We start from the raw sequence: 17,564 nt of genomic DNA, 5'->3' as shown, positions 1-17,564 counted from the left end.
CAATGGATACCGAACAGTTTCTAGCCATATTCAAAGAAATCAATAGCGCGGTGCTGATTGAAATCGGCGTAGTGATTGTTGCCTCGTTGGTGTTCATTTGGTGCAGCCAAAAACTTTTACCGCTGCTGGCAAATCATTTGCACGGTAAGCAAAGGCTGTTTGTGCTGGCGCTCATCCCGACGGTCCGTGTCATTGTGTTTATCTTTGCGATTGTCTGGATTGTGCCATTAGTTATTGAGCCGACCGCACGCAATATGGTCGCAATTCTCGGCGCCGCCGGTTTGGCCATTGGCTTTGCCTTGAAAGATTACGTCAGTAGCATTATTGCCGGCGTGGTTGCTGTGTATGAAGTGCCGTATCGGCCCGGCGACTGGATTTCGGTCGATGGCACCTATGGTGAGGTGAAGCATATCGGTATGCGTGCCATAGAGATAGTGACGCCGGACGACACGGTGGTGTTTATCCCGCATCTGAAACTCTGGTCGAACTTAATTCACAATGCCAACAATGGCGGTCCGAGCTTGATGTGTGTGGTGGACTTTTACCTCCACCCTGAACATGACGCCAATCGCGTCAAACATCTGCTGGAGGATGTGGCGCTGACCAGTCCCTATGTGCAACTGGCAAAACCGATTGTGGTGGTAGCCAATGAAGAGCCTTGGGGCACGCATTACAAACTCAAAGCGTACCCCATCGATCCGCGACAACAATTCCAATTCATGACCGATCTTACCGCGCGTGGCAAGTCATGCCTGCGCGATTTGCCGGTTAGCTTTGCCCAGCTGTCACCAGAGCACGCTGCTCAGGTAGGCCCATACTAAGCACATAAGGTTTGGCCTGTGCTTGGCGCTCGCTGAAGCTGGCTTTGTCGGTCAGTCCTTGCCATTGCATTTCAATCAAGGCCTGTGCAACTGCGCCACCTAGACCACTTCCTGGCCCCAGAAGAATGATGTGGTCAGGTGCAAACTCTTTCACCGCGACTTGTACCGACTTGCTGAAGTCGTATGTTTCTGTGACTTGATGGCCGAGGGTATAGCGTTGCAGTGCACGCAAATCCGTCGCTGGCGTTAACCATGCTTGGCCACGACCATCGACCAGCGGTGTTTGCGGCGTCTGGAAAGCTGCCACGGGCCAAGTTTCCTGCGCCGTTGCTGCAGCATCTGCCATGATCGACGTATGGAATGCAGCGTGGCCAGGTAATACCATAGGGAAGCGCTCATCGGCTGTCGGCAAGGCTTTCACCGCGGTGCTGCAGGCAGCCTCGGTGCCGGCCAAGACGGCATAGCCACCATAGTTAATCGAGCGAAATAGCTCGCCTTGGTGCTTTGCAAGTTGTTCTTCAACTAGCGCGATGCGTTGCGGATCAGGACGCCAATCGGCGTCGACAATCGGGTAGATAAACTGTGCTCCGGCACCGCCCGCAGTGAGCTGTGCCATACTCGTTACGAGGCGCGTACTGGTTGGCACTGACCATGCTTCGGCGCAGGCCATAGCTGTGTACCAGCCCATGGAGTTACCGGTTAAGGCGACCACGTCATATTGTTCACGATCGATACTGAGAAAATCTAAGTAGCCCGCAGCATAAATTAATGCGGCGGCATGTTCAGGTTTTTGATGCAGCGAGGTTTTAAACAGCTTGGCTTGGTCCAATTCGGAGACCGTCATGAGTCCTTGCTGTTCCCGTTCGGCATCTATGGTCGCTAAGACACTCTGTAAATCTTCTTTGATTTTCGGCGAAGATGCGGCTATGTTCGCGGAGATCGACCCAAGTTCTGGCTTGTTGTAGGTACCGCGCCCCGGGCACACCACTAAGGCTGTCTTTTTCATGCTTGGCCTCCTTGCAACATCGTTTGGGCTTTTTCGACAATCCCGTCGGTCGACGGTAATACCGTATAGGCCGCCTTTCCTAATGGGATGAAGCTGTCTTCGGCAGTGATACGCTGAGTCACGAAACGCCCCGCATAATCTTCATGCAGCGCAGTGATAAGCTCCTCGCTTAACGAGCCACGACGGCGGCATTCATCCACGATCAACACTTTTTTACAGTTGCCGAGGGCGGCGACGATTTTGTCGGTATGCAACGGCACTAAGCAGCGAATATCGAGTACGCGGACTTTGTGGCCAGCCTGTGCGAGCTTCGCTTCGGCTTGGCGGCTAAGGTAATAGCCATTGCCGTAGGAAACGATCGCAAGCTCTTCGCCATCGCCATGAACGCCCGGCTCACCGAGCTCAGGTACTGGCTGCGCGGGATCGGGATAGTCACACAGCCAACCGCCATCGCCCTCACTATGGAGGTCGCGCGTCATATACAAGGCAATAGGCTCAAGCATAATCACCACGCGTTGCTCTACCGCGGCTAAACGCACGGCTTGGCGCATTAACAGGGCGCCATCATGGCCGTTCGATGGGCACAGGACGATAACACCAGGAATGTCACGGAACACTGCAAACGAGTTGTCATTGTGGAAGTGGCCCCCAAAACCTCGTTGGTAAGCCAGACCGGCGATACGAATCACCATTGGGTTGGTGTACTTGCCGTTTGAAAAGAACGACAAGGTCGCCGCTTCACCACGGATTTGGTCTTCAGCATTATGCACGTAAGCCAAGAATTGGATTTCCGGCATGGCGATGAAGCCCTGCTGCGCCATACCAATGGCTAAGCCCAAAATGCTTTGTTCATCGAGCACCGTGTTGAGTACACGGTTCGGGCCAAAGGCTTCCATGAGGTGCTGCGTGACATGGTAAACACCGCCTTTTTTCGCAATGTCTTCGCCACACATAACGATATTGCCGTATTGCGCCATCAGATCATGCAACGACCAATTCAGCAGCTTCGCCAAATGCTGGCGCTTACCGTAATTATGTTTATCAAACTTGAATAGTTGTTCCCGTTGCGGTGCACTAAGCGGTACTGGAACTGCGCTTTCATCGCGTTTCGGTGGCACAATCGAGGCCATCACCTGTTCGGCCGTTTCTAGTTTTGGTTGCTGGGCGGCTTGCTGCGCAACGCGGGCAATGCGTTCCTGCTGCTGGCGAATATAGGCGGCCAAACTCTCGTGCGTAAACAAGTCGCGACTAATCAAAGCTGCACAGGTATGCAAGAGCGGGTCACGCTCCGCATCACGAGCAATTTCTTGCTTGCTACGATAGGCCACCTCGGCATCGGCACCGGCATGACCAAAGAGGCGAATGGTACGTAGGTGTAACATCGCCGGTTTGCGCTTTTGCCGGACATAGTCGGCGGCCTGTTGGGCGACCAAATAGGTTTCCGCAAGATTGCTGCCGTCAGCGAAAAAGTATTTGAGCGCCGGACGCTGACTCAACTGCTGTTGGATCCAGCCTAGCGGGGTATGGGTCGAGATACCCAAACCGTTGTCTTCGCAAACGAACAACAACGGCATCGGAATTTGCTGGTACGCAGCCCAGCTGGCCGAGTTAATAGCACCTAAAGCGGTCGAGTGATTGGCCGAGGCATCACCAAAGCTGCACATGGCAATGGCATCATGCGGCCACGTGCCGTGGTGCTGCAATCGTTTGGAGAGGCCAATCGCAAACGCCGTACCCATAGCTTTCGGCACATGTGAGGCAATGGTACTGGTCTGTGGTGGAATGTGCAGATCAAGACTACCGAGCACCTTGTGGCGACCGCCAGAAATCGGGTCGTCACTGGATGCTGCAAAGCTTAACAGCATGTCATACAACGGCGTCGAACCGGGCTTTTGCTTGGCTCGCTGCAAAAAGAAGGCGCCGCTGCGATAATGCAAAAAGGCGGGATCGGTCACGCGCATCGCCTTTGCTACTGCGGCATTGGCTTCATGGCCCGAACTACCGATCGTGTAAAAGCTTTGCCCAGCCGCTTGCATCAGACGCGACTGCAGGTCGAGTAAACGACTGGCAAGTTGCGAATCAAACAGTTCAACGAGCTCCGATTCACTTAAAATACCGCCCGCAGCTTGCGCCCGCGGTAGTTCTTGTTGCTCAATACGCTGGATAAATTCGCCCAGCCATGGGTGCATTGCTGCAGCCATATACGCCTCCAAAAGTTTGCGTTGCTAGGTGAAACTCAGCTAAAAGCCTGTAGCCCGGTGATAGCGCGTCCGAGAATCAGCGCATGCACGTCATGGGTACCTTCGTAGGTATTGACTGCCTCGAGGTTCATGACATGACGAATCACGTGGTATTCGTCGGCAATACCGTTACCGCCATGCATGTCACGGGCGACACGCGCGATGTCGAGCGCTTTACCACAGGAGTTACGCTTAATCAGTGAAATAGTTTCTGGCGGCAATTGGCCAGCATCCATCAGGCGACCGGCCTGCAAACAACTCAATAAACCAATACTGATCTCCGTTTGCATGTCAGCAAGCTTCTTCTGAATGAGCTGTGTATGCGCTAATGGACGATTGAATTGCTTACGATCAAGCGTGTACTGACGCGCAGCGTGCCAACAGAATTCCGCCGCGCCTAGCGAGCCCCACGCGATACCGTAGCGGGCTTTGTTCAAACAGCCGAACGGACCTTTTAAGCCACTTACGTTCGGTAGCAACGCAGATTCTGGAACTTCGACGTTATCCATGACGATTTCGCCGGTGATCGACGCACGTAACGAGAATTTACCGTCAATTTTCGGTGCTGACAGGCCTGGCATGCCTTTTTCGAGGATAAACCCACGGATTTCGCCATCGAGCTTCGCCCAAACCACAAACACATCGGCAATCGGCGAATTGGTGATCCACATTTTGGTGCCTTTCAGCACGTAGCCACCGTCGACTTTCTTCGCGGTAGTGCGCATGCCCGCGGGATCAGAACCCGCATCCGGTTCGGTCAAACCAAAGCAACCGACCCACTCACCACTGGCCAATTTAGGTAAGTACTTCTGGCGCTGCTCTTCAGTGCCGTATTCGTGAATGGGGTGCATGACCAGCGACGACTGCACGCTCATCGCACTGCGATAGCCGCTATCGACGCGCTCGACTTCGCGCGCTACCAAGCCGTAGCATACATAATTGACGTCTGAACAACCGTATTTTTCAGGCAACGTTGCACCGAGCAAGCCCAATTCACCGAGCTCATTCATGATCTCACGGTCAAAACGTTCTTCGCGGTTTGCGGTCAACACGCGAGGCATCAGTTTTTCCTGACAGTACTGGTGCGCAGTATCGCGGATCATGCGTTCTTCTTCGGTCAGCATGTCGCTGAATTGAAATGGGTCTTGCCAATCAAAAGGGAAACGAGCCATTTAAAACCTCAACTTCGTTGTTCGTTATTCGTGCGCTTCGCTGTTCGTCCGTGCTTCGCACTGTTCGGAGTGCCTCGAAGAGCGAACGCAGTGAGCGGACGAAAAGTGAGGCGTAGCCGAACGGACGAACAACGAATAACGCTGTTTGTTTTTTTCCACTTTACGATGAAATGGCGTAGAGTTAAATAATATAAATACGAGAGTAGGTATAGCTTAAAACTATGGATTTGCGCCAACTACAATACTTCGTTGCCGTTTACGAACAAGGCAGCATTAGCGCTGCAGCCCGCGCCTGCCATGTCGCGCAGCCGAGCTTGTCGAAAGCCTTGCAGCAGCTTGAAGACGAGTTACAAGTGCAACTTTTTCAGCGCCAATCCAGAGGGGTTACCCCAACAGAGGATGGTGAGCGTTTGTATGGTCATGCTGGGCGTATGCTCAGCCAGATGCAGTCGTTGCGGGCGTCGTTTCGCCATAGTGTCACGCGTGTGCAATTTCGCTTGGGCTTGATTCGGGCATTGGGTGTTGAGCGCATGAGTCAACTGTTGCGCGATTTCACTGCTGGGGTCGATGGTCTTGAGCTGCACTTGGTCGAACCGGAAGATGAGGCAGATGCACGGGTGATTACGCCACGGATGCTAAAGGCAGGCGAGCAATTTTTACCGATTTGGCATGACCGTTTCGTGTTGGCGTTGCCGGCGGGGCATCCATTGGCTTTGCAAGATCAGGTAACGCTGGCGCAGATGCAAGGCCTGGCGTTGATCAAGCGCACGCCGTGCGAAGCTTGGTCGGCGTTGTATCCGGAGTTGATTCGGCAAGGTATTCAGCCGGATATCCGCGCCGATATTCATACCATCGAGTACGCGTTGGGCTTGGTTTCTGCGGGTGTGGGTTGTGCATTAGTGCCGGACTTAGAGTCGTTGCGTGAGCGTCAAGATGTGATGTTGCGGCCGATAAGCGACCTTAGCCTGGAGCGCACCATTGGCATGGCCTATCCACGTAGCCAAGCCGAGAGTAACCCGCTGCAGTGGTTGCAGCAGGTGTGTCGACAAACCGCGTCGCAAGCGAGCTAAGCGCGAGCTATTCCTGAACGAGCGTCATGCAATCGACAGGGCATACGGGAATACAGGCAGGCTCATCGTAGAAGCCTTCGCATTCGGTGCACTTGTCGGCATTGACGACATAGTGTGCTGAGCCCATTTCAATTGCATCATTGGGGCACTCGGGCACACACATATCACAGTTAATACAATCGCTATCAATGACTACTGGCATGATAGACCTCCTTTACCCTAATGGTTTGGGGTGGTGGCGGGACGATTTTGAGTAACATGGCAAAGCCTTGGTCACTTTGTTCTAATGCGCAGGGCAGGCGTAGCTCGACGTGATGGCCGGAGCCGGGTGCGCGAGAAACTTCGTCGCCGTCTTTGTTAAACATGATGCCAGCGGTGAAACGCACGTTGCCTGATGGCTTGATCAAAATCAGTTGGTCGTCGGTGGCGAAAGCATTTTTTACGTCGACCCAGGCGTTCGCGCCTTCGGTCGATGCGATTGCGCCCACCAGCAGTTGCTCACCCTGACTGTGGCTGGTCTGGTAGTTTTGCAGTTCGCTAGGCACATGGCGGCGCAAGAAACCTTCGGTAAAGCCGCGATTGGCCATACCCTCTAGGTCGTCTAGCAAAGCGGGATCAAACGGCCGACCTGCAACCGCATCGTCAATGGCTTGGCGATACACTTGTGCAGTACGCGCGACGTAATAATCGGACTTCGTGCGACCCTCTATTTTGAGCGAATGGATGCCCAGCTTGGCTAAGGCCTCAACATGCTGCACGCCGCGTAAATCTTTAGAGTTCATAATGTAAGTGCCGTGAATGTCTTCATCCATCAGCATCAACTCGCCGGGGCGTTGTGGCTCTTCGAGCAATACGGGAGTATCGATGGGCTGGAATTGACCAACTTCGTCTTCTGCAGCCTCATGGACTTGGTACGGCCAGCGACATGCATTGGTGCAAGCGCCTTGATTCGGGTCGCGTTTGTTGATGTAGCCCGACAACAGACAACGCCCTGAATAAGCCATACACAGCGCACCATGTACGAATACTTCGAGCTCCATGTCGGGACACTGTTGGCGGATCTCGGCGATTTCTTTTACCTCAAGTTCCCGTGACAAGATGACGCGCGTAATGCCTTGTTGCTGCCAAAACTTAACTGCCGCCCAGTTAATGGTATTAGCTTGTACCGACAGGTGCAGTGACTGCTCAGGAAAGTGCTCACGCAGCAACATGACGATCCCTGGGTCCGAGACGATCAAGGCATCTGGTTTGAGCGCGACGACCGGCGCCATATCTTCGACGAAGCTTTTGAGCTTGGCGTTATGCGGCGCGATGTTGGCCACCACATAAAACTTTTTACCGCGCGCATGGGCTTCAGCGATACCTATTTCGAGATTGGCTAAGTCAAAGCTATTGTTGCGCACGCGCAAGCTATAGCGTGGTTGTCCGGCGTAAACGGCGTCAGCACCATAGGCAAAGGCCATGCGCATAGCGTCAAGGCTACCGGCCGGTGAAAGCAGTTCAGGGGCATTCATAAGGTGTGTCATACAGCAACATTGATCCAGCGCAAAAATTCTTGCTCAGTTTAACGAATGGCATAGGAAAAACGCTGATCCGGATCAATAAACCGCCTTGTCGATCGGTACCAAACTAACCCCAAAGGGGTAGGCCAGCCCTTACTTCATGGCAATAACAATTTGCCCGGCAGACCACTACTATTAGCCTCACATTCACGCCGAGCGGCAGGTTCTAAGGCGCTATTCAGAGGGTTCCTCTGACATGAGCTATGACCTGTGTGCCGTGGCAAGCTGCCACCGGGTTGGTTTGGAAACGAACTAACCTCCCGTACTTGGAAAGGTGTTGACCATGCTAATGGATCGTTTTGCGCGTCGTTTTACCTACTTGCGCCTCTCGCTAACGGAGAACTGTAACTTCCGTTGCGATTATTGCTTGCCTGATGGCCCCGATTGTACTTCTCGGCAGGCCGAACTCAGCGTGCCTGAAATCCGCCGTTTAGTAACTGCGTTTGCAGCGGTGGGAACGCGTAAGGTGCGCCTGACCGGCGGTGAGCCCTGCTTGCGTAAAGACTTGCTTGAAGTGATTCAAACGGTGAAAGCGGTGCCAGGTATCGAAGAAGTCGCCATCACTACCAATGGTTATCGCTTACAACGTGACTTACCCGCGTGGCGTGAGGCTGGCGTAGATGCCATCAACGTCAGCGTGGATAGCCTAGATCCCAGCACTTTCCATTTGATTACGGGGCAAAATCGCTTGCCCGCGATCTTGGACGGCATCGATCAAGCCATCGACCTCGGTATTCCCAAAGTTAAAGTCAATAGTGTGTTGCTGAAGGGCTATAATGGCGGCGCCTTGCCAGACTTTCTAGAGTACATCCGCACCCGCAGGGTAAGCCTCCGCTTTATCGAGCTGATGCGCACCAACGACAACGTGCCTTACTACCAAAGGCATCACATTAGCGGCCAGAGCATTAAAGATCAGCTGCTCATCGAAGGCTGGCAGCAGTGCAGCAAAGCCAAAACCGCGGGCCCGGCACAGGAATTCTGGCATCCAGATTATCAAGGCAAACTCGGTCTTATCATGCCCTACAGCCGTGACTTCTGTGACGATTGTAACCGCTTGCGAGTGTCGAGCTTAGGACAACTCTTCTTATGTTTGTTTACCGAACACCATCAAGATTTACGTCATTACTTACAAAGCGACGATACAGCCCCTTTACAGGCTGCATTGCAGCAATTTGTGCTCAGCAAAAAAGCCACTCATGGGCTCCATGAGCAAGAAAGTGGTGCAACCCGCCACTTGGCGATGATAGGTGGTTAGTATGCAAGTGGTTGGGGTGGTTATCGCCGGCGGTAAATCCACGCGTATGGGGCAAGACAAAGCGCTGCTTGAAATTGCTGGTCTAACGCAATTAGAACGCTGCAAACAACTGCTGCGAGAAGCGGGGTGTCAGCAGATTTATGTGAGCCGCAATAGCGCCGATGGTATTGTCGATCGATTGCCTGAAAGGGGGCCGTTGGGCGGCTTAAGCAGCGTACTCCACACCCTCGAGTTAGCCTCTGAGCGGCTGCTCATTGTGCCTATCGATATGCCGCTGCTCACCGCCGATGCGTTGTATCACTTACTCGCGCAACCCCAGCCAGCCTATTTTACCGGTTCACCGCTTCCCTGCGTGGTGACCTGTTCGGCGGAACTCATGAATTACTTGACCGAACAGCTTGCTAATCCAAGCGGTGATTGGTCCATCCGTGGCATGTTACAGGCGGTGGCTGCCCAGCCCGTTGAATGGCCGTATAGCTATCAACTACAAAATACCAATACGCCGCAACAATGGCGGCATGCGATTGAAATGTTAGGAGTTTCGATATGACAGCAAAACAGCATCGGCCATTACATATCGCTTTGGCTACGGTTTCCGATCGGCATACACCGGCGACCGATGAAACCGGTGACTGGTTAGCAGATGCCATTGCTGAAGCTGGGCATCACCGCTATCAACGGCAAATTCTCGGCACCGACAAATACGTGTTGCGTGCGGTGGTCTCTCGTTGGATTGCTGAGCCGCAGTTGTCGGTTGTCATTCTCAATGGCGGTACGGGTTTTGCCGCTCACAATTGTGTGCCGGAAGCATTAGAGCCGTTGTTCGACCAGACCATCACCGGCTTTGGTGAGCTGTTTCGTCAACTGAGCTTCCAGCAGATAGGTAGCTCGGCTCTGCAATCGCGGGCCATCGCTGGCTTAGCGAATAACACCTTGGTCGTTGCCATTCCGGGCTCATTGTCTGCCGCGCAACTTGCTTGGCAAAAGCTTATTCGACCGCAGCTGGATGGCTTGCAAGGCCCTTGTAACTTCAATGCCCGTCTCGCGCGCAGCGCGTAAGCATGAAGCGCTTGAACATTAACGAGAAACAATCATGACGCAAAAACAGTTTACTCATTTGGACGATACCGGCGCGGCGCACATGGTCGATGTCGGTGCGAAGGCCGTGACCGTGCGTCAGGCCACCGCAGTCGCTACGGTGCAAACAACACCAGAAGTGGTGACACAAATAGAACAGCAATCGCTACGCAAAGGTGACGTGCTCGCCGTTGCGCGCGTCGCCGGCATTATGGCGGCCAAGCGTACCAGCGATCTTATTCCATTGTGTCACCCTCTAGCGCTGACCAAAGTGACGGTTGAGTTTGCCTTGCAGCCCGAGCAAGGGCGGGTGCAGATCACTGCGGTTTGTGCAGTGCAAGGCGTTACCGGTGTCGAGATGGAAGCGTTGACTGCAGCAAGTGTCGCAGCGTTGACCATTCATGACATGTGCAAAGCCGTTGACCCTGCACTCGTCATCAATGGCATTCAGCTGCAAGAAAAAACCGGTGGCAAGAGCGGTCACTGGCAACGGGAGCATGTGAACCATGGTTAAAGTAAAGTTTTTTGCGGCGCTACGTGAGCGCCTCAACTGTGCTGAAATTGATGTCGAGAGCCAGCACAACGACACGGTTGTACAGATCCGCGAACGCCTCGTGGCGCAATATCCAGCCTGGCAGCATGAGCTGCTAGCCAATGACGTGTTGTGTGCGAAGAACTTCACCTTTACCGATGTGACCGCCACCGTGCAGAGTGGCGATGAATTGGCGTTCTTTCCGCCGGTCACAGGAGGCTAGGATGAGCATTAACGTGCGTGTACAGAACGCTGATTTTTGCCAAGCCGAGGAATACTTGAAGCTGAGTAATGCCAGCAACTGTGGCGCGGTGATAACCTTCACGGGACTGGTTCGAGAACTGGTTGATGGCGATCTGCAAATGCTGCATCTTGAGCATTACGCCGGGATGACCGAGCAAGTGCTTGAGCAACTCGCGCAGCAAGCACAGCAACGCTTTGGGGTTGAGCAAATCACTATCATTCACCGCGTGGGTAGTTTGAAACTGAACGAGCAAATCGTCTTTGTTGGTGTAGCGGCTGGTCATCGCAAGGCCGGCTTTGCTGCCTGTATGTTTGTCATGGACTACTTAAAAACCCAAGCGCCGTTTTGGAAACGCGAAGTGACCAGCACGGACAGCTACTGGGTTGCCGCAAAGGAAAGTGACCGAACGGCAGCAACCCGCTGGACCGAAGGGACAGAGAACCGTGTTGCCTCTTAACTTACGCGTCATGCTTTCGCTAGTGCTTCTTGCAATTAGCGTAGTGGCTCCTGTGTCGGCGCGTGAAACCATCCACGTAGCCGTTGCGTCCTCTTTGCGCGGTCCATTGGAAGAAATTCGCAACCAGTTCGAGCAACGCCACCCCGAATACCACGTTACCGTCGCCTATGTTGCGAGCGGTAAGTTAGTTGCGCAAGTGACCCATGGTGCGCCCTACCAGTTGCTTGTTTCTGCTGAGCCGCGTTATCTCGACATGCTCCATGCACGCGATCTGACGCTCGCCGCACCCATGGTCATTGGCTACGGCGAACTTGTGCTATGGCACCCCGATCAGGCGGGAACTATTGAACAGATCATCGAACAAGCGGACTTTGTCGCTTTGGCACAGCCCAAGCATGCGCCTTATGGACAGGCTGCCTTGGCCTATTTACAGCGTCATTTTGCCCACGATCGTTATGCCGATAAGTTAGTTTACGGCGACAACGTGGCGCAAGCCGCCCACCGTGTCCATGTTGGTGCTGCCGATGTCGGCTTTGTCGCGCTATCCCAAGTTCTTGAGCTGGGGTTGCTTAGTAGCGCTTATACGCATCTGCCAACTGCACCAAGATTACCCCAAGCAATCGCCCTGACGCATCAAACGAAGCAAAATAGAGGCGCGCAATTGCTCTATGACTTTATGCTAGCCGCTGAGAGTCAGCAGATACTCGCCACCTTCGGTTATCAATCAACAGCCGCGCAAGAGTTCGCCCATGTTGCAAGCGACTGATTATCAAGCCATTGCGTTAACCTTGCAGTTAGCTACAGTGACGACCGTTATCTTGCTAGTGCTCGCAACGCCGTTGGCCTGGTGGCTTGCCTTTACCAGCTCGCGTTGGCGTGGCTGGGTGCAGGCAATCGTGGCGATGCCTTTGGTGTTGCCGCCGACGGTGTTGGGTTTTTACTTGTTGTTGGCACTTGGTCCAAATGGCTTTATTGGTGCTAGCCTCGAGGCCCTTGGCGGGCGGCATTTGGCCTTTAGCTTTGCTGGTATTGTGATCGGTAGCATTATTTACTCCTTACCCTTTGCGGTGCAGCCGCTAACGGAAGCCTTCCGCGCCATGGGACGCCGCCCGCTGCAAGTGGCGGAAAGTTTAGGCGCAAGTCGCTGGCATGCACTACGTACCATAGCGTTACCGTTGTGCCGTGGCGGTTTTGTGGTGGCGGCGACCTTGGTATTTGCCCATACACTCGGTGAATTTGGCGTTATTTTGATGATTGGCGGCAGCATCCCTGGCGAAACACAAGTATTGTCGGTGTTGATTTACGATCACACTGAGGCACTGAACTACTCAGCGGCCCATGCGTTATCGCTTGGTCTCATCGCGGTTGCGGTGGTGGTATTGGCCATCGTCTACGGACGGAGACCAGCAGCATGACTCTCAGTGTCAAAGCCACGTTAGCACGTCAACATTTTCCACTTGCGGTGGACGTAACGCTGCCCAGCACTGGCATCACGGCGATTGTGGGCGCCTCGGGATCAGGCAAAACATCTTTGCTCGAAGTGATTGCCGGCCTAGCGCCAACGGGGACAGTTGAGGTCTCCTTTAATGAGCACCTGTGGCAGGATGCACAGACTCGCATGCCATTAGCCGCGCGGCGAATTGGCTTGGTGTTGCAAGAGCCAAGTTTGTTTCCGCATTTGACCGTGCTCGAAAATTTACGTTACGGCTGGCAACGCGCAGCGCAGCATTATGTGTCATGGGACGAGGTGATCAACAACTGTGGTGTTGCCGATTTGCTGACGCAAAAACCCTCACAACTTTCCGGTGGTCAGCAACAGCGTGTGGCTTTCGCGCGTGCAATCCTCGCGCAACCGCAGCTACTCCTGCTCGATGAGCCGTTTTCGGCTCTTGACGAAGCCACCCGCCAGCAGTTTGTAGACTATCTACGGCAAGTTGCGACGCGTTATGAGTTGCCGGTGCTTTTCGTGAGCCATCAACTCTCTGATATTGCCGAAGTGAGTGATCATGTGGTTTTGCTGCAGCGTGGTCAGGTACTTAGCAGTGGCCCGTTGCCGCAGCAACTTCGGCAAGAGCCGCTGCGTTCATTGCTGGGCATGAGTGTGGTCAGTACTCCATTGCCGGGACTCAATGAGCCGTCCCAGCAGCGACTGCGTATTTATGCCCGTGACGTCAGCTTGAGTTTGCAACCAGTGCCACACTCAAGTGTGCGCAACCAAATAACCTGTGTGATTTTTGCCGTCCATGAGAGTCATCGTGCCGGTGAGCATTTAGTCGAACTCGAATGTCAGCGGCAGTATTTTTTTGCTCTGGTCAGTGATGAAGCATGGCAGCAGCTAGCGCTCCGAGTCGGTCAACGTGTGGTCGCTCACGTCAAAGCTGCCGCGTTGCATCATCCCTTTATCCAACCGCTGCGTGAAAGCATCAGCGAAACGCGTTAGGCGGGCACTGCGTTCGTGGCCAAGCTGTACTTCGATAACCTGTAGTCGATTCGAATCCGCCCAAGCTGCGTTGAAAGCAGCATCAAAGCTTTGTGCGTCATTGGCCTGATGCGTAACAGCACCTAACGCTTGGCTCAAACGTTGAAAATCACACTCCGGCAAGCTGGTACAGGTAAGCTCGGGGGCAAAGGCTTCGATCATATCCCAGCGGCGGTTATTAAATAGAACTACAATCGGACAAGCGCCAAAATGAATGGCCTGGCATAGTTCCAGTCCCGTCATTAAGAAGGCACCGTCACCGACCAAGACCACTGAACGCAGGCCCGTAGTCACATGCACTCCAAGCGCCGCCGGTATGCTATAGCCCATCGAGGCGTAATATGCGGGCGCGATGACATGGCTGGCATCGGCGTGTAATGATGCAAATAGACAATCACCGACATCACTGATAATCGGCACGCAGGCATCTTGACTACTTAACTGTGCATCAATGAGTTCGACGACCGTTGTGCTATTCCACGCTAAATGAGGATCAAATTCGCTTGCGGGTGTTGGCTCGAACCAAGTCGAATAGGGTGGTAGATGGTATGACAAGAGTCGCAAGCAAAGCGCCTGCAAATCAGTATCGAAACAACGCTCATGCGGAAGATATGTTGTGCCCTGATGCAACTGCACTACTACATCTCCGCGGACAAAACTTGGATAGGCGGCAAAATTACTGTCAGTGACGATGACACCCAAATGAATTATGAGGTCACTTTCCTGCAACAGCTGATAGGCATGAGTGTCGCTCTCGTCAATAAAGGTACCGTGGTAGCAAGGGTGGTCGTGGCTAATACTTGCCCGCGCCAAAAAACTGGTAACTATAGGAATATTTAACTGTAACGCGAGATCTTCAACGGCTTGCGCGGCGCCAAAGCGCTGCACTTCGATACCCACAAGAAACACGGGTTGCCGAGCATTCTGCAGCCGCTGTAACAGGTAACTCGCAAGCTTCACCGCCTCGCGTTCGGGCATTTGTGGGGGGTGGTATGGCGGTAACGGCACGCAGTTAAAACTAATGGCATCGCGAGGGATTTCAATCAACACAGGCCGAGAGGTTTCGCGACAACATTGTAATGCTGCACGCAACTGTCCACTAGCGGTTGTTGGGTTATTCAAACGCACCTGTAATTCGGTCACTTCACTTAAGATACGGCGTTGGGAGTCGAGGTCTTTGGCTTGATGGTGGATCGCCACGTTACGGTCGATTTCTTGCTGTGCTGGAAAACCGGCCAAAATGACGAGCGGAACGCGTTCCACATAGGCTTGCGCAATAGCGTTGACGGCGTTTAAGGCGCCGGCGCCATAGGTAAGAAGTGCGGCCTGAGGGCGTTGACGAATGCGCGCTGCAGCGTCGGCGGCATAAATGACACTGGGTTCATGATTCAGGGTGTAAAAAGGTAAAGCGCCGTTATCTTGCAGTTCGCAAAGTAACGGCAAGATAAAATCGCCAGGAATGCCGAAGAGTGCTTCGCATTCGAATTGTTTTAATTCTTGCACCAATAAAGCGGCAAAGTTCATAAATGACTCCACGGTTGCTAACGCAAGCAAGTGTGGAGTCAATTCAGCAAGACTGCTTTGATCTAGGTCAGCAGCTGATCGAAAGGTTGAATAATAATTGATTCGCCGGCCGCAATGCTGTCGCGTTCTTGCTCAAGCACTAAGAAACAATTGGCTTGGGCAACGCTGGTGAGCACTGCAGAACTTTGGCTACCAACCGGCTCAGCCCATAACTGGCCGTCTCGTTGACTGAAGCGCCCGCGCTGAAAATCGGTGCGGCCTGGGCGCTTTTTAATCGCCGTTGCGGCCTTCGCCTCAAGTTGTAACGGTGGCGTCAGCTGTTCGCCGGCCATACGTCGTAGTAGGGGTTGCACGAGTTGGTCGAGGGTGACCACGGCCGCTACTGGGTTGCCTGGCAAACCACAGAACCAGGCATCACCTAGGCGGCCAAAGGCAAACGGCTTACCCGGCTTGATGGCAATCTTCCAAAACTCAATATGCCCCAGTTTTGCGAGGGTATTCTTTGTATGGTCGGCGTCACCGACAGAAACGCCCGCACTACTGATGACAAGATCGGCGCTGCGCATAGCTTGTTGGAAAGCACTCTCGAGTGCATCAGGGTCATCGGCAATGTGACCAAGATCGATGATGTCGACATTCAAGCGCTGCAGCATGGCCGTGAGAGTGAAGCGGTTGCTGTCGTAGATTTGGCTGGCCTTACGCAGTGGCTCGCCGGGCACCACCAGTTCATCGCCATTAGAGAATAACGCGACCCGTAGCTTACGAATGACCGTCACTTCCGCGATACCAAGCGAGGCCAGTAGACCGATATGCACAGCGTTAAGACGCTGACCAGCTGCTAAGACAACTGCACCGTCGGTAATATCACTGCCGCAGAGGCGTACGTTATCACCACATTTGACGGTGGTTTGTACCTGTATGTCAGCATCGTCGCGCTCAACGTTCTCTTGCATCACGACCGCGTCAGCACCCTGCGGCATTTGCGCGCCGGTCATAATGCGGACACAGCTATTGGCTGGCAACGTGCCGTCGAACGGATGACCGGCAAAGGCTTCGCCAACCACCTTTAGGGGTTGTGTCGCTTCAGCTGCGCGCAACGCATAACCGTCCATCGCAGAGTTATCGTAGCCGGGCACATTAATATCGGCGCATACGGGTTGTGCGAGCACCCGGTCGAGTGCGGCGCTTAAGCTTACTGTCTCGGTTTCTGTGAGCGCACTGACTTGGCTTTGCATCGCGGCGAGAGCGTCCGCGACGGGTAACCAGGAATTACTCATGCTTACCGCCCTGTTGATTCACCATCCATACTGCGGCTTCGACGCGCGAGCGTAAGCCGAGTTTTTTCAGTAAGTGCTTTACGTGGACTTTGACCGTACCGTCGGAGATATCAAGCTCACGGGCAATCACTTTATTGCTCATACCTTTAGCAATAAGTTTCAAAATTTCGAGTTCGCGATTGGTCAGGCTTTCAAGCTTGCCACCACCCTGTGGCGCAGGGCGACGCAACGCGGTTGCCAGTACTTCGGTAATGACTTCACTGAGTACCATCTTGCCTTCGATTGCGCGCTTAATTTGCTCAATCAATTGTTCAGGTTCCATGTCCTTCAGCAAGTAACCGTCTGCGCCATTAGTAATCGCGGCAACGACGTCTTCATCGGCATCCGACACAGTAAGCATGACAATGCGCGAAGTCACGCCTTCGTCACGTAGCTGTTTAAGTGTTTCCAAACCGTCCATTCCCTGCATGTTGAGATCGAGAATGATTAAGTCTGGGTCCAGCTCCACCGCTACGGGAATGGCGTCTTTGCCGTTACTGAACTCGGCGACAACTTCGAGCTCGTCTTCCAGTGAAATAAGTTGTTTGAGACCTTTACGCAGTAGCGGGTGATCGTCCACTAGCATGATGCTCGAGCGCATATCAGTCATGGTATTCTCCTTTCTTTAGTTGCCGCTATTTTCACATATTTGTTGCGCTGGCGCATGGTTTACCAAGGCTTAAGTTAGCTAATTTAGATTGACAAAACAACGCATCTTAAAATTAAAAACCAGCTAATAATCAGAATGTTAATGCCACCTTCTACCACCATGTGAGTAGTTGTGGTATCTCTAAATACCTTGCTGCTAA

At 53.4% G+C, this 17,564-nt stretch carries 19 protein-coding genes and 1 riboswitch; of the genes, 11 read left to right on the top strand and 8 right to left on the bottom strand.

The window, feature by feature from the left end; genetic code table 11:
- Positions 1–2 precede the first annotated feature (2 nt).
- Positions 3–821 carry a mechanosensitive ion channel family protein gene (locus CWE21_RS11710; protein WP_126834635.1) on the top strand — a complete coding sequence of 273 codons (819 nt, stop codon included), beginning with the start codon at positions 3–5 and terminating at the stop codon, positions 819–821.
- Here the strand turns inward: CWE21_RS11710 and CWE21_RS11705 are convergent.
- Genes CWE21_RS11705 through CWE21_RS11695 form a run of 3 tightly spaced genes read right to left on the bottom strand, consistent with a single transcriptional unit; the run spans position 769 to position 5,239 of the window.
- Positions 769–1,827: a malonyl CoA-ACP transacylase gene (locus CWE21_RS11705; RefSeq protein ID WP_126834634.1), complete on the bottom strand. Its 1,059-nt coding sequence runs from the start codon at positions 1,825–1,827 to the stop codon at positions 769–771. The genes CWE21_RS11710 and CWE21_RS11705 overlap by 53 nt on opposite strands.
- Positions 1,824–4,028, bottom strand: coding sequence for a thiamine pyrophosphate-dependent enzyme (locus CWE21_RS11700; protein WP_126834633.1), 2,205 nt, complete (start codon positions 4,026–4,028; stop codon positions 1,824–1,826). The genes CWE21_RS11705 and CWE21_RS11700 overlap by 4 nt, the downstream gene beginning before the upstream one ends.
- A 35-nt stretch (positions 4,029–4,063) precedes the next feature.
- Positions 4,064–5,239, bottom strand: a complete 1,176-nt coding sequence (locus CWE21_RS11695; RefSeq protein ID WP_126834632.1) for an acyl-CoA dehydrogenase — start codon at positions 5,237–5,239, stop codon at positions 4,064–4,066.
- A gap of 221 nt (positions 5,240–5,460) precedes the next feature.
- Between CWE21_RS11695 and CWE21_RS11690 the strand changes: the two genes are divergently transcribed.
- Entirely contained in the window at positions 5,461–6,309 is an 849-nt protein-coding gene (locus CWE21_RS11690) for a LysR family transcriptional regulator (protein ID WP_126834631.1), read from the top strand.
- A 7-nt stretch (positions 6,310–6,316) separates the two neighbouring features.
- Here the strand turns inward: CWE21_RS11690 and CWE21_RS11685 are convergent, their stop codons facing one another.
- Positions 6,317–6,511 carry a YfhL family 4Fe-4S dicluster ferredoxin gene (locus CWE21_RS11685; RefSeq protein ID WP_126834630.1) on the bottom strand — a complete coding sequence of 65 codons (195 nt, stop codon included), beginning with the start codon at positions 6,509–6,511 and terminating at the stop codon, positions 6,317–6,319.
- Positions 6,495–7,823, bottom strand: coding sequence for a prephenate-dependent tRNA uridine(34) hydroxylase TrhP (gene trhP / locus CWE21_RS11680; RefSeq protein WP_126834660.1), 1,329 nt, complete (start codon positions 7,821–7,823; stop codon positions 6,495–6,497). The genes CWE21_RS11685 and trhP overlap by 17 nt, the downstream gene beginning before the upstream one ends.
- A gap of 184 nt (positions 7,824–8,007) precedes the next feature.
- Positions 8,008–8,164, top strand: a riboswitch (molybdenum cofactor riboswitch).
- Here trhP and moaA point away from each other — a divergent pair.
- The 9 genes from moaA (at position 8,155) to CWE21_RS11635 (ending at position 13,876) form a co-directional block, all read left to right on the top strand.
- Positions 8,155–9,126 carry a GTP 3',8-cyclase MoaA gene (moaA, locus tag CWE21_RS11675; RefSeq protein WP_126834629.1) on the top strand — a complete coding sequence of 324 codons (972 nt, stop codon included), beginning with the start codon at positions 8,155–8,157 and terminating at the stop codon, positions 9,124–9,126. (Overlaps the previous riboswitch by 10 nt.)
- A 1-nt stretch (position 9,127) precedes the next feature.
- The gene (mobA, locus tag CWE21_RS11670; protein WP_126834628.1) at positions 9,128–9,676 is read left to right on the top strand and encodes a molybdenum cofactor guanylyltransferase; all 549 of its coding nucleotides are present in this window, start codon (positions 9,128–9,130) and stop codon (positions 9,674–9,676) included.
- A complete protein-coding gene (locus CWE21_RS11665; protein ID WP_126834627.1) occupies positions 9,673–10,185 on the top strand; it encodes a molybdenum cofactor synthesis domain-containing protein in 513 nt (170 codons plus the stop codon). Before mobA ends, CWE21_RS11665 begins: the two co-directional genes overlap by 4 nt.
- 34 nt (positions 10,186–10,219) lie before the next feature.
- Positions 10,220–10,717, top strand: a complete 498-nt coding sequence (gene moaC / locus CWE21_RS11660; RefSeq protein WP_126834626.1) for a cyclic pyranopterin monophosphate synthase MoaC — start codon at positions 10,220–10,222, stop codon at positions 10,715–10,717.
- Positions 10,710–10,958, top strand: coding sequence for a MoaD/ThiS family protein (locus tag CWE21_RS11655; RefSeq protein ID WP_126834625.1), 249 nt, complete (start codon positions 10,710–10,712; stop codon positions 10,956–10,958). Before moaC ends, CWE21_RS11655 begins: the two co-directional genes overlap by 8 nt.
- Before the next feature lies 1 nt (position 10,959).
- Complete coding sequence (locus CWE21_RS11650) at positions 10,960–11,436, top strand: molybdenum cofactor biosynthesis protein MoaE (protein ID WP_126834624.1); 477 nt, start codon at positions 10,960–10,962, stop codon at positions 11,434–11,436.
- The gene (gene modA, locus CWE21_RS11645; RefSeq protein ID WP_126834623.1) at positions 11,423–12,202 is read left to right on the top strand and encodes a molybdate ABC transporter substrate-binding protein; all 780 of its coding nucleotides are present in this window, start codon (positions 11,423–11,425) and stop codon (positions 12,200–12,202) included. The genes CWE21_RS11650 and modA overlap by 14 nt, the downstream gene beginning before the upstream one ends.
- Positions 12,186–12,851 carry a molybdate ABC transporter permease subunit gene (modB, locus tag CWE21_RS11640; RefSeq protein ID WP_126834622.1) on the top strand — a complete coding sequence of 222 codons (666 nt, stop codon included), beginning with the start codon at positions 12,186–12,188 and terminating at the stop codon, positions 12,849–12,851. Before modA ends, modB begins: the two co-directional genes overlap by 17 nt.
- On the top strand, positions 12,848–13,876 hold the full coding sequence (locus tag CWE21_RS11635) for a molybdenum ABC transporter ATP-binding protein (RefSeq protein ID WP_126834621.1): 1,029 nt from the start codon (positions 12,848–12,850) through the stop codon (positions 13,874–13,876). The genes modB and CWE21_RS11635 overlap by 4 nt, the downstream gene beginning before the upstream one ends.
- Here the strand turns inward: CWE21_RS11635 and CWE21_RS11630 are convergent.
- The 3 genes from CWE21_RS11630 to narL all read right to left on the bottom strand — a co-directional run bounded on the left by CWE21_RS11630 (position 13,772) and on the right by narL (position 17,365).
- A complete protein-coding gene (locus CWE21_RS11630; protein ID WP_126834620.1) occupies positions 13,772–15,439 on the bottom strand; it encodes a thiamine pyrophosphate-binding protein in 1,668 nt (555 codons plus the stop codon). The two genes, CWE21_RS11635 and CWE21_RS11630, sit on opposite strands and share 105 nt — an antisense overlap.
- Positions 15,440–15,501: 62 nt before the next feature.
- Positions 15,502–16,716, bottom strand: coding sequence for a molybdopterin molybdotransferase MoeA (moeA, locus tag CWE21_RS11625; RefSeq protein WP_126834619.1), 1,215 nt, complete (start codon positions 16,714–16,716; stop codon positions 15,502–15,504).
- Positions 16,709–17,365, bottom strand: coding sequence for a two-component system response regulator NarL (gene narL / locus CWE21_RS11620; protein ID WP_126834618.1), 657 nt, complete (start codon positions 17,363–17,365; stop codon positions 16,709–16,711). Before narL ends, moeA begins: the two co-directional genes overlap by 8 nt.
- Positions 17,366–17,564 lie beyond the last annotated feature (199 nt).

It is taken from the genome of Pseudidiomarina aquimaris, from assembly GCF_003987395.1.
Lineage (GTDB): Bacteria > Pseudomonadota > Gammaproteobacteria > Enterobacterales > Alteromonadaceae > Pseudidiomarina > Pseudidiomarina aquimaris.
Note: the sequence above shows the minus strand (reverse complement) of the source record. Positions and strands in the feature narration are given on the sequence as shown.

Excerpts from the sequence above, each read along its gene's own strand:
- CWE21_RS11710 (WP_126834635.1), top strand. The coding sequence starts at position 3 with ATGGATACCGAACAGTTTCTAGCCATATTCAAAGAAATCAATAGCGCG.
- CWE21_RS11705 (WP_126834634.1), bottom strand. The coding sequence starts at position 1,827 with ATGAAAAAGACAGCCTTAGTGGTGTGCCCGGGGCGCGGTACCTACAAC.
- CWE21_RS11700 (WP_126834633.1), bottom strand. The coding sequence starts at position 4,028 with ATGGCTGCAGCAATGCACCCATGGCTGGGCGAATTTATCCAGCGTATT.
- CWE21_RS11695 (WP_126834632.1), bottom strand. The coding sequence starts at position 5,239 with ATGGCTCGTTTCCCTTTTGATTGGCAAGACCCATTTCAATTCAGCGAC.
- CWE21_RS11690 (WP_126834631.1), top strand. The coding sequence starts at position 5,461 with ATGGATTTGCGCCAACTACAATACTTCGTTGCCGTTTACGAACAAGGC.
- CWE21_RS11685 (WP_126834630.1), bottom strand. The coding sequence starts at position 6,511 with ATGCCAGTAGTCATTGATAGCGATTGTATTAACTGTGATATGTGTGTG.
- trhP (WP_126834660.1), bottom strand. The coding sequence starts at position 7,823 with ATGAATGCCCCTGAACTGCTTTCACCGGCCGGTAGCCTTGACGCTATG.
- moaA (WP_126834629.1), top strand. The coding sequence starts at position 8,155 with ATGCTAATGGATCGTTTTGCGCGTCGTTTTACCTACTTGCGCCTCTCG.
- mobA (WP_126834628.1), top strand. The coding sequence starts at position 9,128 with ATGCAAGTGGTTGGGGTGGTTATCGCCGGCGGTAAATCCACGCGTATG.
- CWE21_RS11665 (WP_126834627.1), top strand. The coding sequence starts at position 9,673 with ATGACAGCAAAACAGCATCGGCCATTACATATCGCTTTGGCTACGGTT.
- moaC (WP_126834626.1), top strand. The coding sequence starts at position 10,220 with ATGACGCAAAAACAGTTTACTCATTTGGACGATACCGGCGCGGCGCAC.
- CWE21_RS11655 (WP_126834625.1), top strand. The coding sequence starts at position 10,710 with ATGGTTAAAGTAAAGTTTTTTGCGGCGCTACGTGAGCGCCTCAACTGT.
- CWE21_RS11650 (WP_126834624.1), top strand. The coding sequence starts at position 10,960 with ATGAGCATTAACGTGCGTGTACAGAACGCTGATTTTTGCCAAGCCGAG.
- modB (WP_126834622.1), top strand. The coding sequence starts at position 12,186 with ATGTTGCAAGCGACTGATTATCAAGCCATTGCGTTAACCTTGCAGTTA.
- CWE21_RS11635 (WP_126834621.1), top strand. The coding sequence starts at position 12,848 with ATGACTCTCAGTGTCAAAGCCACGTTAGCACGTCAACATTTTCCACTT.
- CWE21_RS11630 (WP_126834620.1), bottom strand. The coding sequence starts at position 15,439 with ATGAACTTTGCCGCTTTATTGGTGCAAGAATTAAAACAATTCGAATGC.
- moeA (WP_126834619.1), bottom strand. The coding sequence starts at position 16,716 with ATGAGTAATTCCTGGTTACCCGTCGCGGACGCTCTCGCCGCGATGCAA.
- narL (WP_126834618.1), bottom strand. The coding sequence starts at position 17,365 with ATGACTGATATGCGCTCGAGCATCATGCTAGTGGACGATCACCCGCTA.